The 16,375-nt window shown below is 43.7% G+C and carries 12 protein-coding genes; 7 read left to right on the top strand and 5 right to left on the bottom strand.

The window, feature by feature from the left end; translation table 11 throughout:
- Position 1: 1 nt before the first annotated feature.
- Entirely contained in the window at positions 2–835 is an 834-nt protein-coding gene (locus RNZ41_RS02215) for a DUF2382 domain-containing protein (RefSeq protein WP_007115532.1), read from the bottom strand.
- Between the two features lie 497 nt (positions 836–1,332).
- Here RNZ41_RS02215 and RNZ41_RS02220 point away from each other — a divergent pair, with 497 nt between their 5' ends.
- Complete coding sequence (locus RNZ41_RS02220; RefSeq protein ID WP_314027476.1) at positions 1,333–1,974, top strand: DUF1294 domain-containing protein; 642 nt, start codon at positions 1,333–1,335, stop codon at positions 1,972–1,974.
- Positions 1,975–2,043: 69 nt separating this feature from the next.
- On the opposite strand, the gene RNZ41_RS02225 is transcribed toward RNZ41_RS02220, so the two are convergent.
- The 3 genes from RNZ41_RS02225 to RNZ41_RS02235 all read right to left on the bottom strand — a co-directional run bounded on the left by RNZ41_RS02225 (position 2,044) and on the right by RNZ41_RS02235 (position 5,790).
- Entirely contained in the window at positions 2,044–3,222 is a 1,179-nt protein-coding gene (locus tag RNZ41_RS02225; protein ID WP_050324664.1) for a thiolase family protein, read from the bottom strand.
- A 214-nt stretch (positions 3,223–3,436) separates the two neighbouring features.
- Complete coding sequence (locus RNZ41_RS02230; RefSeq protein WP_188874912.1) at positions 3,437–4,774, bottom strand: homoserine dehydrogenase; 1,338 nt, start codon at positions 4,772–4,774, stop codon at positions 3,437–3,439.
- Positions 4,775–4,947: 173 nt separating this feature from the next.
- Positions 4,948–5,790, bottom strand: a complete 843-nt coding sequence (locus RNZ41_RS02235) for a DsbC family protein (protein WP_007115537.1) — start codon at positions 5,788–5,790, stop codon at positions 4,948–4,950.
- A 416-nt stretch (positions 5,791–6,206) separates the two neighbouring features.
- Between RNZ41_RS02235 and RNZ41_RS02240 the strand changes: the two genes are divergently transcribed.
- Complete coding sequence (locus RNZ41_RS02240; RefSeq protein WP_284034720.1) at positions 6,207–7,124, top strand: DUF808 domain-containing protein; 918 nt, start codon at positions 6,207–6,209, stop codon at positions 7,122–7,124.
- A gap of 132 nt (positions 7,125–7,256) precedes the next feature.
- Here RNZ41_RS02240 and RNZ41_RS02245 read toward each other — a convergent pair whose 3' ends face one another.
- Positions 7,257–11,048: an Rne/Rng family ribonuclease gene (locus RNZ41_RS02245; RefSeq protein ID WP_314027479.1), complete on the bottom strand. Its 3,792-nt coding sequence runs from the start codon at positions 11,046–11,048 to the stop codon at positions 7,257–7,259.
- 839 nt (positions 11,049–11,887) lie between these two features.
- Between RNZ41_RS02245 and RNZ41_RS02250 the strand changes: the two genes are divergently transcribed.
- From RNZ41_RS02250 to rpsJ, 5 genes are all read left to right on the top strand, one after another.
- Entirely contained in the window at positions 11,888–12,985 is a 1,098-nt protein-coding gene (locus tag RNZ41_RS02250) for an RluA family pseudouridine synthase (protein WP_314027480.1), read from the top strand.
- Positions 12,978–13,388 carry an Imm7 family immunity protein gene (locus tag RNZ41_RS02255; protein ID WP_157797666.1) on the top strand — a complete coding sequence of 137 codons (411 nt, stop codon included), beginning with the start codon at positions 12,978–12,980 and terminating at the stop codon, positions 13,386–13,388. The genes RNZ41_RS02250 and RNZ41_RS02255 overlap by 8 nt, the downstream gene beginning before the upstream one ends.
- A complete protein-coding gene (locus RNZ41_RS02260) occupies positions 13,385–14,038 on the top strand; it encodes an HAD family hydrolase (RefSeq protein WP_314027482.1) in 654 nt (217 codons plus the stop codon). Before RNZ41_RS02255 ends, RNZ41_RS02260 begins: the two co-directional genes overlap by 4 nt.
- 70 nt (positions 14,039–14,108) lie before the next feature.
- The gene (locus tag RNZ41_RS02265; protein ID WP_050324672.1) at positions 14,109–15,674 is read left to right on the top strand and encodes an Rne/Rng family ribonuclease; all 1,566 of its coding nucleotides are present in this window, start codon (positions 14,109–14,111) and stop codon (positions 15,672–15,674) included.
- A 334-nt stretch (positions 15,675–16,008) separates the two neighbouring features.
- Positions 16,009–16,320: a 30S ribosomal protein S10 gene (gene rpsJ / locus RNZ41_RS02270; protein WP_007115544.1), complete on the top strand. Its 312-nt coding sequence runs from the start codon at positions 16,009–16,011 to the stop codon at positions 16,318–16,320.
- Positions 16,321–16,375 lie beyond the last annotated feature (55 nt).

Genomic DNA, 16,375 nt, shown 5'->3' on the forward strand with positions numbered 1-16,375 from the left:
ATTAAAGTTTACGGGGCGCATTTGGATCAATTGCAGGTGATACATTACCATCGACGGTATCAACACCCGTTACACGCTCAACGCCATCTTTTTGTACATCTAACTCTTCACGGCGAACGGTTTCATTAAAGGTCTCAGTGCGAGTTTGTGCCACTTTATCTACGTTAACTTCTTCAGTAACATAAGTTTGTTTGTTAACATTTGCACGTTCTGCTTCAAGTTCAACCTCAATAGTAGCATTGTCATTATCACCAATGCTGCGATCAGTAGGTTTATTAACTGGTGTACGCTGGATATGCGCTTGTTCTTCAGTTAATTCAACGTTGACAGTGCGTGGCTCAGACACAACATGTTTACCAACTTTTAGTAAACCCGCTACGATTTTGTCTTTATTGACTGAAATGCGTTCTTCAAGTAACTGTAATGTATTAGGTGATTGGTAATCGTTATCAGTAAGCTTAACAGGTGTGGCAGCACGGTCAAATACGTGACGGTCACGAACCGTTTGTTCTTCAATACTGTAGTTGTAGTCAGGATCGTAGCTATCCATTGTTTCAACAGTATCTCGGCTGAGCGAATCAAAGTATACATTGTCATCTTGAATACGAGCTAGACCCGCTGGTACTAAAACTTCTTTCGAGCTAAACCAGCCACCTACATCAACAATGAAGTAGCGAATACGGCCTGTGCTCTCATCAACTAAAGCACCTTGAATACTACCCACTTTGTCGCCATTGGCGCCATAAGCGTTTTTACCAGTTGGATCAAAATAATCGTTACCTAAAAGGTCAACGTGGGTGTCTTGGATATCGCGTAAACGTATTAAACTTGCCATGGAAAAATCTCCTTTAGATATCTTATTATTTATTTTTTATTAAGGTAGTTAAGTTAAAAACTAAATAAATATAAGATAGTTTTTTATAGTTAAATGAAAATTGTTATAATAAAATTTTTAAAATTCAACAAATTAGATGTTTCACAGCTACTTGGTTGTTGAAACAGATGCTTGATTGTTGAAATCGCCGATGATAAAAACGATGAAAAATGCTATACGCTTAATCGTTCGACTTGCAAACAAGATTACTGAAAAAAGCTCCCATTAAGTAGTAGGATTTGATAAATTTTTGTTTAGAGGGTGTAATTGGCAGTTGTCTTAAGTAACTTTTGCAACCAAGCGTAAAAAAAATTGGCTTTTAGCAATAAATTAAAAACATATAAAAAAAGTTGGGTAGAGCACTTAGCGCGAAACACCATTGCCCACCCAATAAGGCGTTATAAAAGATAAGTAATAAAAAATAATGAGTTATCAACATATATATTAGGTGATTTTCAATGACAAAATATCAGGGCAAAATAATCCGCTGGCAAGATGACAAAGGCTTTGGGTTTATTGAGCAAACCGATAACAATTGGCAAGACCCAGCCATTTTTTTTCATATCAGTGAATACCGAGCGAACCAGCGTCCTGTGATTGATGAAGCGGTAGTTTTTGAAATAGGGCAAGGTAGAGATGGCAAACCCTGTGCTATCAACGTGCAGCAACAGACGTTTGTTAGACAAAAAATTGTCCAACAAAATGCCCGCCAAGTTCGTCAAGCTCAAAACGACCTTAAAAATCAAACATTACTCATGTGGGTGGCTATTGGGGTGCTGTTTTTTGTGTTACTGACCGCTGTTGTGCTCGTTAAGCACTTACCCTTATGGATTATAGGTTGGTATTTTGCGATAAGTTTGGCGACCTATCTGCTGTACGCGCATGATAAAAAAGCTGCGCAAAATGGTGATTGGCGCGTGCAAGAAGCGTCACTCCATAAATTAGCTTTTGCTGGGGGTTGGGTAGGGGCGGTGTTTGCCCATTGGTTATTGCGCCATAAATCAACCAAGCCAGAATTTCGTAGGGCTTTTTACTTGACAGTGATAGGGAATCTTTTAGCTTTGGCAATCATAAGTTATATCAACATGAAAATCAGATGATTGCTTGATTGATTGATTCGCAAAAAAAATCCCTAATACAGCTTAGGGATTTTTTTTTGCATAAGACAATTAGATTAACTCAATGGCTAAGGCAACCGCTTCACCGCCACCGATACATAGGCTAGCAATGCCTTTTTTACCGCCTGTGCGTTTGAGTGAGTTGATGAGTGTGACTACGATACGCGCACCCGATGCCCCCACGGGATGACCCAATGCACAAGCACCGCCTTCGATATTAACCTTAGCATGATCAAGGTCATTTTCTTGCATAGCAAGCATGGTTACCATAGCGAATGCTTCATTGATTTCCCAAAGATCAACGTCTTCTTTGCTCCAGCCAGCTTTTGCTAAAACTTTTTTCACACACTCGATGGGCGCGATGGTAAATTCGCTTGGGTGTTGTGAGTGGGTGGCTTGGGCAACGATACGGGCAAGTGGTTTTAAGCCTTTTTCCTTAGCTTTGTCTTCTGACATCAATACAACGGCGGCTGCCCCATCAGAGATTGAGCTTGAGTTAGCGGCAGTGACTGTACCATCTTTTGAGAACGCGGGTTTTAAGGTTGGGATTTTGTCTACATTGGCTTTACCGGGTTGTTCGTCCGTGTCAATGACTACATCGCCTTTACGAGTTTTGACAGTAACCGGAACGATTTCGTTTTTGAAGTGACCTTCATTGATGGCGGTGTTGGCGCGTTTTAGCGATTCGATAGCAAATGCATCCATCGCCTCACGTGTGATACCCCGTTTATCTGCCATTTCTTGCGCAAATGCACCCATTAACTTGCCGGTATCAGCATCTTTAAGACCATCTAAGAACATGGTGTCTTTGATCTCGCCATCTCCCATGCGATAACCACCACGTGCCTTTGGTAGCACATAAGGGGCGTTGGTCATTGATTCCATACCACCTGCTACCACGATATCAAACTCACCACTACGAATTGAGTTGGCACCTAGCATAATGGCTTTCATACCAGAACCACAAAGTTTGTTGACATTGACTGCGCCTGTGGCATCTGGGATACCTGCTTTACGCATCGCTTGACGCGCTGGGCTTTGACCTGCACCTGCGGTTAAGATACAACCCATGATAACTTCGTCAATCTCTTCTGGTTTTACGCCAGCACGGTTGACGGCTTCTTTAATGACGGTTGCACCAAGCTCTGGCATTGATACTTCGTTCAAATCACCTTGGAATCCACCCATTGGGGTGCGAACGCCATCTACGATTACGACTGAATTTTCCATATTAAATTTCCTTTGAGTTAGGGTTTCTGTTGTCACAAGCAAACTACGACCTAAATCACTAGGGTCTATAAACAGGGTTGTAAACGGCAACCATGCCAATCACAATAGATGTTTTAAGTTTTGCTAATGCGATACATTTCATATTATCATAGTTAAAATGTAAATTAAACTACTGAAAATACTGTAAAATATCTCAGTCAAGTCTACCCAAATTTTACTGCATTAACTCATCCAACCGAATGCGCACCACCTTATCGGTCACGGTATCTAACGCTTCGATTTTAGCAATCGCTTCATTCATATTGCGCTCAACAACGGGGTCAACCATAATAATGACTGGCAAATCAGTGCTAGTATCATCATGCGCTGGCTGTTGCAAAATTGCATCAATACTAATTTTAGACTCACTTAAAATGCGGGTAACTTCTGCTAGTACACCCAAATCATCTTTGACTTGTAGGCGCAGATAGTAGCCTGTGATCATTTCATCGCTCGATAAAATGCGTGTGTTATTTAATGTCTCAGGCTGGAACGCTAGATGCGGCACCAAATTGGCAGTTGAATCATTGGTCTCTGCAAGGGCGCGTACCATGTCCACCACATCTGCCATCACAGCGGATGCGGTTGCGCCTGCCCCGGCACCCGAACCGTAATACAAGGTTTGTCCAACAGGCTCTGCGTCAACCATGATGGCATTTTTTACCCCATTCACATTGGCAAGTAATACCTGTTTTGGAATCAAAGTCGGATGTACACGTAATTCAATACCTTCTTCGCCACTGTCTAAAATACGACGTTTGGCAAACCCTAAATGCTTGATACGATAGCCAAGCTCGTTGGCATAACGCACATCTTGCTTGGTGATTTTGGTAATGCCTTCACAGTAAACTTTGTCAAATTGTAGTGGAATACCAAACGCGATTGATGCAAGCAGCGTCAATTTATGCGCAGCATCAATCCCTTCGACGTCAAATGTCGGATCGGCTTCGGCATACCCCAACGCTTGGGCTTCAGCGAGGACATCTGCAAAGTCCCGCTTTTTATCGCGCATTTCAGTCATGATAAAGTTGCCTGTACCATTGATGATACCTGCAAGCCAATCGATTTTGTTGGCAGCTAAGCCTTCACGTAAGATTTTGATAATCGGAATACCGCCTGCAACCGCGGCTTCATACGCCACTTTGACGCCCTTGGCCTCCGCTTTGGCAAAAATCTCATTGCCATGTTCTGCTAGTAAGGCTTTGTTGGCAGTCACAATATGTTTGCCATGCTCGATTGCCGCTAAAATCACCTCTTTAGCCGTGGTGGTACCGCCCATCAATTCCACCACAATATCCACATCATCTTGCTGAACGATATCAAGCAAATCGGCAGATTGTTTGATGTCTGTTGGAATATCGGTACGGTTGCGACGCGTGCCTACGTGGGTAATTTTAATCTCACGTCCTGTGCGACGCGTCATTTCGTCAAGATTGTTTTGTAGTAGTTCAACCACCCCAGTACCCACAGTACCAAGCCCTAAAATCGCTAATTGAATAGGTCGATTATTCATAAAAAAAATTCTCAAATGTCAAAAATATAAAAATAAAAGTTCAAAAGTTGGCTAGCTAAATATACCATGCTAACTTGTGATTGGTAAGGTATAAAATCCAATTGCCCAAAAAAATTAAAATAAAAAAACCAGCTAATGAGCACTAGCTGGTTTTTATCCCATCAGGGGTGAACTTATTTGAGGTTGAGCGCCTGTGCCAATTCAGCAGGTGGCACATAACCGCCAAGTTGATGACCTTCTGTGTCAAACACGGCTGGGGTGCCATTGATACCCAAATTTGCGCCTAACTCATAAATTTTACGTACGGGGTTACTGCAAGTCGGTGCATTGATAGGCAGGCCCAATTTGGCATCGGTTAAAGCTTTTTTGCGGTCACTGCTGCACCAGATTTTTTCCATGATAGGCATGGTTTGTTCACTACGTGGCCAAGGTAGATAACGCACTTCGATACCCAGTGCATTTACTTCATCAATTTCACTGTGGAATTTACGGCAATAACCACAATCTGCATCGGTAAACACATAGATTGCCGCTTTCGTCTGCCCCTTAGCAGGGAAGATAATCATGTCTTTTTTATCAATAGTGGCAAGACTGGCTTTCGCATCTTGCGCTTGCAAGTTCGCTGAGATATGCTCAGGTTTGGCACCACCGACTTTGATGATATCCCCTTGTACCACATATTGACCTGTCGCATCGGTGAAAAACGCCGGTAAACCTTCGGCTTTAACCCAATAGATATTTGGCATACTGGTCGCTGTCACCGAGGTAATCTTTGCGGTGATACCTGATTCGGCTAAATTTGCCGCCAGCATTTGCTGTAGCTGTGATTCATTTTTTGTCACGGTGGCTGAGCTGCTACTCGCTTCGTGTTTCTGACTTTCAGAATTGACGGGTGTGCGCGATTGGGCATTATCACAACCTGCCAAACCAACAATGCCAGCCACGGTGATGACACTGGTAATTAAACGGGTAGCTAATGAGGTTTTAGAACGATAAGTTGCAAAACGAATGAGCATGAGAAAACCCACAGAACGTTAATATAGGTTTTTATTTTACCATATTGTTATGGCGTATGAGCGCTACCCCTGTCAACTTATTGTTAATAATCTATCAGGTCTACTAGGTCGGGGCTCACATTTTTGCCCGTTCCAATCTTTCTGCTCGTCTCAATCTTTCCGCTTGTTTCAATCTTTTGGTGCGCTAAAAGCAACCGGCTCAAAGCCAAGTTCTATTAATGGATTAAAAGGTTGTTTAACAAAGTTTGCTTAACTAGGTTTTTTAAAAAAATTCAGCGTTTAAGCAAATAACTTTTGATAAGTTGCAATACAATTTAAACATTGTGTTTGAATGACAAATTTGTAAACTAATAAATCGTCAGCTAGTTATAACTATTATTATTTTTTCATCTTTTACTATTTTTTAGGAATTTATCATGGCAATTGCTAGTTTGTTAACCTTACTCGACGATATTAGCGTCATCCTAGATGATGTATCGGTGATGACAAAAGTCGCTGCCAAAAAAACGGCGGGCGTGTTGGGCGATGATTTGGCACTTAACGCCAATCAAGTGTCAGGGGTAAAAGCCGATCGCGAGTTACCTGTGGTGTGGAGTGTCGCCAAAGGCTCCTTAGTCAATAAAGCGATTTTGGTGCCACTGGCTTTGATTATTAGTGCGATTTCGCAAGCCTTAGTGACCGGGTTATTGATGATTGGTGGTTTATATCTGTGTTATGAAGGGGCAGAAAAAGTGGTGCACAAATTTTGGCCCCACGCTGGCAGCAATGACCCCGAGCAAGCCGAACGGGTAGCAGCCAATGCCAATGAAAGCATAGATTTGGTGGCGCATGAAAAAGAGAAAATCAAAGGGGCAGTGCGGACGGACTTTATTTTATCGGCTGAAATCATTGTGATTTCCCTCGGTACCATTGCGGCAACGGTGCCTTTACTGGATAAGGCAGTAACACTGGTAGTAATTTCACTCATCATGACAGTGGGTGTGTATGGCTTTGTTGCCATGATTGTCAAGATAGATGATTTGGGGTTGCACTTACAACAAAAGTCGTCATCAGCGGCACAAAATATAGGTAAAGCCTTATTAGCCTTTGCGCCTATTTTGATGAAAGTGCTATCAATCGCCGGTACTTTGGCGATGTTCTTGGTCGGTGGTGGTATTTTGGCGCATGGCTTTGGTGCGTTACATCATGGGATTGAGCATTTAGGTGACTTGTCAGGGGCGTTTTCAGGCTTAACCACCAACTTATTAAATGCACTGGTTGGTTTGGTAGCAGGTTTAGTGGTAGTTGCGATCATGACAGTCATTTCAAAACTTCGTAATAAGCCTGCCCATTAAACGAGTCCGCCCATTCACTGTATCTAAAATTTGTATCTAAAATTTGTAGCTAAAATTTTTAGCTAAAATAAAAAAGCAGTTCATGTCGAACTGCTTTTTTTATTGCTATACAGGCACGCAAACAAGATTGATTTACTGATTGTGCTGCGGCGTTACCGACTCATCGTGAGAGGGCGCTACGTCAGTTTGGGGAGTGGTGGTGGATTTTTTAGTGACAACCACGGCATTTTCCACCTTTTTACTGGTACGCGTTTTGGGTTTGGCTGCTGGTTTTTCGCTCGCCTTAGCTTTACGCGTCCGGGTTTTGGGTGCTTTTGGGGTTGCCAAGGTCAGCATACCAACGGTTGCCGGTTTCATTTGCTCTGCCACACTTTCAATCATGTTCTTATAACTTACCGGTGTGGTTTTACGTTTTTGCGCCGCTGCTTCTGCGCTATCTTCTACGTCCGTTGCTTCAACACCTTCGCTGTCAGTATTAAAGGCTACTGCGGATTCATCAGCTGTTGGCACTAAGTCAACGTCCTGATTGGCTGTAGCGTCATCTGCTATTGTTGTCACAGAGACCGGCTCGGTTGGTCGGTTAGCGACTGGCGCATTGTGTGCTTGCAAGTAAGCTTCGACCAATTTACCTTGCCCAATCAAAGCATGACCTTGCTCGCCCAAACGCGCCACAATCCATGCGCCTACGGTACCTGCTTGATAGGACAGATGGTTTTGGTTAGGCGACGCTGATTGAGTTGAGGCTGCTTCTACTTGACCTTTGCCACTGTCAGTTTCATTCGAGATAGGCTCAGCAACTGACGGGTTTGAGTCAGTCGGCGCTTGAGTGACAGCAGTATTAACCAAAGAACCGCGTGGGTCATTGATGGCGCGTTTAGTTACCGCTGGTAGTGCAGCGTCAGTTTTGCCTGCTTGGCGTTGGAACTGATTGGCTGGCAAAATGGCCGTATGATAATCATCCAAATTTTGCGCGGATAGACTGGCATAGCCATAATTTCTAAAGTACTGCCCAAAACGCTGTTGTTCAGCCACTACGACATTATCTTTTGCGGGGGTAGTGGTAGTAGCAGCTTGATGATTAAAAGCATCGATGGCTTGGATAAAGCAGCTAACCACGCTGTCGCTTGCCATTTTTTCAGCGGCATTATCTAAGTACTGGTTAATAAACTGACTCACCGTACCTGAAATTTTTGTCACCGAAGTGCTCACTACAGAGGCAACTGGGCTAAATTGCGCTTGATAAGCCTTATAGACTTCGCGTGGGTCATTTTTGGCACGACCTTGGCTCGGTGTCACTGCCAGCTGTGCAGTGACTGGCTCAGCTGATGGCGCAGATGGTGTCGATGCTTTAGCAAGCTCTGCTACCTCGTCATTGGACACTGTAACGTTGCTAGGGTTAACTGGCGTCTGAATTGCCTGTTCGGGCATCGAAGCTGATGCTATTGGCTGCGCCTCAGGTTTTGCAATTTCCCCTTTGCTATCATCTAGCGAGAGATGCGTTGTTTCAACCGCAGCTATAGGTTGTTGTTGTTCAGTTTTAAATACTTGAACTTGCACACTGTTGGGGTCACGTTGTTTGGTGCCTTTCGGTTTTTCTGCTCTGGATTGGTTGTTTTTTCTACCATCGACAGGGGCAACAGCGGTATCAGTCGCTGTCACATCATTGACTACAGCCGCGTTACTATCTTCATTCGCTAGTGTTGGACGACGTTCTTTGACCCCGCGGCTGTCACGGCGACTATTCGGCTCGCGTTTTGGCAGCTCACTAGTTTTGGCAGTTTTTGACGCATCATTTGACTTGTCTTTATTGCTGTCAGTGTCCTGTGATGAAACTTCTGCTTCACTCGTTTCAGATTGATAACGGTTTGGTTTTTTAGCTTTTGGCTTGCGGTTACCACGTTTACGGCGCTCGGCATCTTTATCGCTTGATTCAGCCGTGGCTGAAGGTTGTTGAGACGCTTCTTGATAAGGATTGGCGCTGGTTTCACTGGTGTTTGCGCTCACCGCAGGGATACTTGCCGTCAATGCGGCGTGATTGATTTGACCTTGCACCCCCAAGCTTTGTGCGCCGGTATTGACGAGACTTTCAATCGCCGAAGCGGCATCTTGACCACTAAAGTGTGGGGTGACTTGTGCTTGCTGGGTAGGGGCAAACAAGTTCGATAACCAAGCGACTGCAGAAGTTGCAGGCACAGTGGCAGCTGGCTGAACGGGCTGGGGCGCGGCAGCTTTGGCGGCAGTCGTATTGTTGGCAGTTTGCTGAGATTTGTTGGATGGCGTTGCAGGGCTAGGCGTGGTGTTGGTGGCGTTGCTAGCATTGCTCCAGGCACTATGATTACCTGTCGGTGCTACACGGCTGATTTCATTGTCATCGGTGTGCCAGTTGCTAGTATCGTAGCCACGGTCTTTATATTCTTGTTGTTGGCTTTCGGCGACACGCTCATAGCTCGATGGCGCAAACCCGTCACTGTTATAAGTGATATTAAACTCGGGGGATTCAAGATGGGCATGCGGCAAGATAGTAATGCGCGTGCCACTTTCTTGCTCAAGACAAACGAGCGTTTCACGTTTTTCGTTGAGTAAAAATGCCGCGATATCGGTTGGCACTTCGGCTTGTATTTCGCCATGACGCTCTTGTAGCGCCCGTTGTTCGATTTGACGCATGATTGATAAGGCAAGTGAACGCAAGTCACGAATCATACCGGTACCGTGACAACGGGGACAGAGGTAACCTGTCGCTTCTTCAAGTGACGGACGCAAGCGTTGACGACTCATTTCAAGTAGTCCAAAACGTGAAATTTCAGCGAATTGGATACGCGCGCGGTCGTTTTTGGTGGCTTCTTTGAGACGATTTTCCACTTGTTTTTGGTGGTCATCAGTTGCCATGTCAATGAAGTCAATAACAATCAAACCACCCATATCACGCAGGCGTAATTGACGAGCGATTTCATCTGCTGCTTCCAAATTGGTATTAAACGCCGTTTCTGAGACATCCGCGCCTTTGGTGGCTTTTGATGAGTTAATATCAATCGATACCAAGGCTTCAGTTTGGTCAATCACAATCGAACCGCCGCTTGGCAAACGTACTTCACGTTGGTAGGCGGTTTCGATTTGTTTTTCAATCCCAAAACGGGCAAACATCGGCTCATAGTCAGTGTATTTGCGCAGTTTATTCGCTTGCTGCGGCATCACCGCTTCAATAAAATTCGCCGCTTCATTATAGGCGTATTCATTGTCGACCCAAATTTCCGTGATATCATCACGCAAGTAGTCGCGTACGGCACGGGTGACTACGCCAGCTTCTTGGTGCAACAGGCGAGGTGAGGGAAATTTTTGGCTTTGTTGTTGTATGCCTTTCCAAATGTTTAATAAATGGTCAAGGTCTTGTTGTAATTCATCCGTGGTTTTACCAATCCCTGCGGTACGGATGATAACGCTCATGCCTTTGGGTAGTCTTAGATCACTTAACGCTTGCTTCATCTCATCGCGCAACTTACCAGAGATTTGGCGAGAGATACCGCCGCCACGCGCATTGTTGGGCATCAATACCAAATAACGACCCGCCAATGAAATCAAAGTAGATAACGCCGCGCCTTTATTACCGCGTTCTTCTTTTTCCACTTGCACGATGAGCTCATCGCCTTCTTTAATCAGTTGTTTGATGTTAGTGGTAGAGCGAGGGTCGCCTGCTAGATACTCTGGGGCGATTTCACGAATCGGTAAAAAACCTTGACGTTGTGAACCGTATTCCACAAATACCGCTTCAAGCGATGGCTCGACACGGGTCACATGACCTTTATAAATATTGGCTTTTTTTTGCTCGCGGGTACGGTTTTCTAAATCGAAATCATATAAGTGATTGCCATTGCACAGGGCAACACGGATTTCTTCGGCGTGGGTAGCATTGATGAGGATGCGTTTCATGTGTTTTCTCCTAAACACACAAAACATACGAGCGTAGATAAATGTTGCTATCAAACATTTGATGAAACAACGTCAAACAGTCTTGATTAGACTCGCTGATACCAAGCTTAAGCGGCTTGATAACAAGGTTTGTTGTTCATCAAAAATTGCATGATTAAGTTGGATTATTGCCATAGCGAGGTTGTAAGCCTGCTAGGTAAACGCTACCGTCATGCTGGATTGGGGTTGTTGACCAAAACAATGTCTGTTTTAGGACAAATGAATGAACCCTGTTTCTCTATTGGTCAAAAAGTGTTAGCGTTAGTTTTCGCTTTAAATGGCAAGCCTGATAAGTTAGGTTTTACAAAGGCGTGGGCAATTTAAAATGGTAAATCGTCCAAAACCGTCAACCTTTATCTCAAAATCGCAACTACTGAGTTCATTTACCTAGGCGCATAATACGCTAATCGTTACCAGCAGTTTTGTGGTTGTAAGGCACAAAACCCACCATTTATCTGTTATCTCTATATATCACTAATCTTTACAAACTATTTGAACATGTTTTCAAATGACAATTATCTTCGTTACTCGTATGTCGTGTGCTGATATTGATTAAAATCAGTCTTAAAATCTATAAATTAAATATTGGCAGTTTAGTGCGCCCTATCGTGAGTCATACGGCCGTGAATAAATTTCGGCTGTATGGGCGACAGCAAAAGCGACAGTTTAATTATCCCGCATACACTACGTTGTAAGGAAGCTTAACAGGGTTTAAGTCGAATTGATGGCGCGAATTCATAGCGGCACAGGCACTAAACTGCTAAACTATAGCAAATTTTTATGTAAACGGCTATCAAAATATGACAGAGCACTCGCAGTCTCCCAAACCTCCTGCCCATCCTAGCAAAAAACGCGACACCCCATCGCAGCAATCGGCTCATCAAACCCCAAAACGCACGCCTAGCAAACAACCGCCTAGCAAACAGCCCCAGTCTGCAGATGACGATATTTTAGATTTTGCTAAAGTCAATTACCTGACCGTCACGCGCCAGCAGCATGACCAACGTGTTGATAACTTTTTGTTGGGTCGTCTTAAAGGACTGCCGCGCTCACATGTCTATAACATGATTCGTTCTGACGAAATCCGTGTCAATGGCAAACGCTGTAAACCCCACGATAAACTGCAGCGTAATGACGTGGTGCGCATTGCACCCATCAAGCTTGCCACGCGTGAAAAACCCGTGATTAGTCCTGACTTTGCCCAGAGCTTGCTAGAGCGCATTGTGTATGAAGATGAGGGTTTAATCGTGCTCAATAAACCATCGGGTATGGCGGTGCATGGCGGCAGTGGCGAGAGTTTTGGCGTGATTGAAGCGATGCGAGAAGCAACGGGTAAAAAATACCTTGAGTTGGTACACCGCATTGACAAAGATACCTCTGGCTTGCTAATGATTGCCAAAAAACGCTCAACCCTTAAAACTTTACAAGAGCATTTGCGAGAAAAAACCTTGCAAAAAACCTATCTGTGTTTGGTGGTAGGTTGGATAAGTAGCGAAACACAAACCATTGATAAACCGCTACTAAAATACACGTTGCCTGCCACACAAGAAGGCAAAAGCGGTGAACGCCGTGTCAAAGTAGATGTAAAATCCGAAGACAGTAAGCCAAGCCAAACCCAAATTAACGTGTTGCAAAAATTTGAGTTAAATGGTCAAAAAGTCAGCTTAATTGAAGCCAAACCGCTCACAGGGCGTACCCACCAAATTCGGGTTCATTTGGCGAGTATCGGGCATCCATTATTGGGTGATGATAAATACAATCCGAATGTAGCTAAAGGCGATAAAAGCGTGCGCCGTTTGTGCTTGCATGCTTATCAGCTTGCTATTCCAGAATATGAAACAATTACAGCCGAATTGCCAGAGGATATGCAAAGTTTAATTGGTAATGAAAATGATTGAATATTATGGTTGGGTGTGTGTCCGAGAAGGTTTTAATGAAGCCAACGAATCTGAAGAGATGATGGGTAAAATTTGGCAAGAATTTCTTTCTAAAATAGATATGACCTTTAAAAATTTAGAAAATCCACAGATTAAAACGGGTATTCTAAATGGCAACTATCAATTTATGATTTTTGGGTTTCATAATCATAAATCGCAAGAATTTTTTGACGTTTTAGAAATTTATCAGTGGCTTGCTAAAAATGCTGTTGGTTCATATGGGTTGCTTCATTATTTTGACGATGAAGATAAAGCAGGATTCGACAATCAATTTCAAGTGTATAGTTTAAAAAAAGGTAAGTTTGAATGTCAGCAAGACAAATTATTATCTCCCTATTTTAATGAAATTGAAGATAGAAAATGACAACAAATAATTTCAAAAACAAATCCCTAATCATTTTCGATTGGGATGGCACGCTGATGGATTCGGTTGGCTTAATCGTCGATGCCATGCGCTATGCTGCTAAAAAGCACGGTTTAACCGTCACCGATGAAGCGACAAAATCTATTATCGGCATTGCGTTAGTCGATGCGTTTCCAATTTTGTTTCCTAATGACAGCGATAAATATGATGAACTTTTAGCGACTTACTCAGAATATTATGTCAAGCATTGCGACAACGACAAACTGTTTGATGGTATTAAAGAATTGATTCAAGATTTACACGCACAAGGCAAAACCTTAGCCATTGCAACAGGCAAGAAACGTAAAGGTCTGGAGCGAGTATTGCCAAACTCTGGAATTGAAGCCTTTTTCACAACTACCAAAACCGCTGACGAAACCGCTGGTAAGCCCAATCCGCTCATGCTGCAAGCAATTTTGAGCGAAAACAATAAAAGTATTGAAGAGGCTATATTCATCGGTGATAGTATTCATGACATCCGTATGGCAAATGCAATACAGATGGATAGCATTGCTGTAAGTTACGGCTGTGAAAAAGCCGATGTTTTAGCAAAAGAACATCCAACCAGGCTTGTGACCACAATCAATGAACTAAAACAACAGCTAATTTAGTTTAGCTTTGTGCAGATAACTAACTTCGAGTAGAATAACGGCAACTAAAAATTTTAAAAAGCTGTTTACAATGACCGAAGAACTACTCATTAACATCAGCCCATCTGAGAGCCGAGTTGCGGTGCTCGAAGATGGGATACTCAACGAAATCTTTATCGAACGCCATAGCAAACTTGGCTCAGTGGGCAATATCTACCTTGGCACAGTGGTGCGCGTACTGCCAGGCATGCAGGCGGCGTTTATCGACATTGGGCAATCGCGTACCGCATTTTTGCACGTCAATGATATGCAGACCCTGCGTCCTAAGCTCTCAGCCATTGAACCGCCCAAACCGCAAAACCCCGCAATTGACAACACCTTAGACCCTGACACCACCACGCTTGCGATGACCACAACCACCTATCAGCCACCGCCTAGCGAGTTGATAGAAAACCGCTTGTATGAAGGACAGCGTATCTTGGTACAAGTGATTAAAGACCAATTAGGCAGTAAAGGCGCACGACTGACGACGGATGTGTCATTGCCTTCGCGTTATTTGGTGTACTTGCCGTATGGTGAACATATCGGGATTTCACAGCGGATTGATGGCGATGAGCGAGAGCGGTTAAAAACACAGCTTGGCGAGCTGATGCACCAAGTCAATCTACAAGGCGGATTGATTGCCCGTACCGCTGCCGAAAATATCCCGCAATCCAAACTTGAAGAAGATATTTATTATCTACTGCAGCTTTGGCGTATGGTACAAGCCCGCCGTGAGCAAACGCCGACCCATCGCCGTTTTGAGCTGATTTATCAAGATTTGTCGCTACCTTTGCGCGCGATTCGAGATTTGATTGGTGAGCAGACTGAAAGAGTGACGGTCGATAACGCCCGAGTGTTTGACGCTATTCGTCATTTTGCCAAAGAATTTGTCCCACTGATTTATCCACGTATTCAATTGTATGAAGGCGAGCAGGCGTTATTTGATGTTCACCGCGTTGAAGAGGATTTAAAAGACGCGCTCAATCGCCGTGTCAATCTCAAATCAGGCGGTTATCTTATCATCGACCAAACCGAAGCCATGACCACCATTGATGTCAACACCGGTTCATTTGTTGGAGGGCGCTCTCTTGAAGATACGGTGTATAAAACCAATTTAGAGGCCACCCACGCTATCGCCCGTCAGCTGCGACTGCGTAATTTGGGCGGGATTATCATTCTTGACTTTATCGATATGCAAGAGCAACAACACCGCGATGAAGTGCTAGCAAGCCTGCAAGAACAGCTCAAACGCGATTATGCCAAAACCAACATCAGCGAAGTCTCAGCGCTTGGGCTGATAGAGATGACTCGCAAACGCACGCGTGAGAGCTTACAACAACAGCTTTGTGAGCCGTGTCCAACCTGTGGCGGTAAAGGCTTTGTCAAAAGTGCCGAAACCGTGTGTCTGGAGATTTTCCGCGAATTGATGCGCTGCGCCAGAACCTATAATGCCCCCAAGAAATTTACTGTGGTCGCAAATAGCGGGGTGATTGATTTGCTTGAAACCATTGAAGCGGATACGGTGGCAGAGATGGAATATTTGCTGGGTCGTCCGATTAACTTGGAGAGTGATAACCGTTTTAATCAAGAACAATATGATATTTTGCTAGATTAGCCTATTGCTTTTACCCAAAAAATCGGTATAATACAGCCCACTTAACTTATTGCAGGGCGACGAAGATGATTCGTCAATTCATAAAAGAATAAGCCCTTTAATACAGTCGCTCCATTGATTGCGACACGAAATTAAAGAATACAGTTTCACCGACTATTAATCATGCTATCTATGTATTGCAAGTTAATAGTTTGAGTGGGACTGAAATTTTTTTATTTTCAAAAAGTGCCTGTCAAAAACAGGTAAAAAATACAAGTTAGGTGTTTACTCAATAACAGCTTAACACCCAACGCAAATTAACCCATATCAAACTTTATATTAGGAGCTTACTGGCATGGCTAACCAGAAAATCCGTATCAGACTTAAATCTTTTGACCATCGTCTGATTGACCAATCAGCTCAAGAGATTGTTGATACCGCAAAACGCACAGGTGCACAAGTTCGTGGTCCAGTACCGCTACCAACTCGCATTGAACGCTTTAACATCTTAACCTCACCACACGTGAACAAAGATGCCCGTGACCAATACGAAATCCGCACATTCAAACGTATGGTAGATATCGTTCAGCCTACTGACAAAACAGTCGATGCACTGATGAAGTTAGATTTGGCGGCGGGTGTTGATGTACAAATCGCATTAGGCTAACCCCTTAGGTTTCATCCTTAGGACTCAGACCTATATTGAATAACAGTAAAAATTA

This window comes from Moraxella sp. DOX410 (assembly GCF_032248735.1).
Taxonomy (GTDB): Bacteria; Pseudomonadota; Gammaproteobacteria; order Pseudomonadales; family Moraxellaceae; genus Faucicola; species Faucicola tetraodonis.